1 protein-coding gene is annotated in these 585 nt (G+C 27.2%); it reads left to right on the top strand.

Going from position 1 to position 585, the window contains the following annotated elements:
• The first annotated feature begins 82 nt into the window (after positions 1–82).
• Positions 83–496 (top strand): hypothetical protein, encoded by a 414-nt coding sequence (locus tag QGM60_RS18145; protein WP_281141653.1) that lies wholly within the window; start codon positions 83–85, stop codon positions 494–496.
• Positions 497–585: the final 89 nt, after the last annotated feature.

The following is a 585-nucleotide window of genomic DNA, read 5'->3' as shown; positions in this document are numbered from 1 at the left end:
AAAATAATAACAAGCTGGAATTTTTAACCATTTAAAATACATCCAAAAATGGTCAACCTATTTCAGGACAAGACAAATCAGAATGGAAAACAAGAATGAATTGAGAAAACAAGAAAAAACAATCCGAAAAAGTCTTGCATTTGTGTTTATTCCGATTTTCATTGTAATTGTTTCTATCTCATTAATTCAAAACAATTCGGAAAGCTATCTTGAAAAAGAATATAAAAAAATCCGAAATAACTCTTACTCTGGAAAAATAACAAGCTTATTACCTGAAAAAGATAACGGACGAACAAGACCAATTCTAATTGACAATAAATGGGAAAAACAAGTTCCTTTTTTTATACACGAAAAACTGAATGTTGGCGATTCTTTGTTTAAGAAAACTGACTCTGATTTTGAATTTTATATTGTAAAATCACAAACAGACACTATAAAAAGAGATGTGAATAAGTTTTATCGGAAAAAATATTTTGACAAACTGAATGAAAAATAAAAAACTACCTACAACAAAGAACTGAGTTAAAAACCAAGCTTTTCTAGTTTAAATTTGACACATAATTTTCATCAAAGGGTAATTTTGAT

The organism is Winogradskyella sp. SYSU M77433, assembly GCF_029911945.1.
Classification (GTDB): domain Bacteria; phylum Bacteroidota; class Bacteroidia; order Flavobacteriales; family Flavobacteriaceae; genus Winogradskyella.
The sequence above is the reverse complement of the archived record's forward strand: the minus strand, read 5'-3'. Positions and strand labels throughout refer to the sequence as shown.

Bases quoted from the DNA above. Each gene is read 5' to 3' on its own strand.
- QGM60_RS18145 (WP_281141653.1), top strand. From the start codon at position 83: ATGGAAAACAAGAATGAATTGAGAAAACAAGAAAAAACAATCCGAAAA.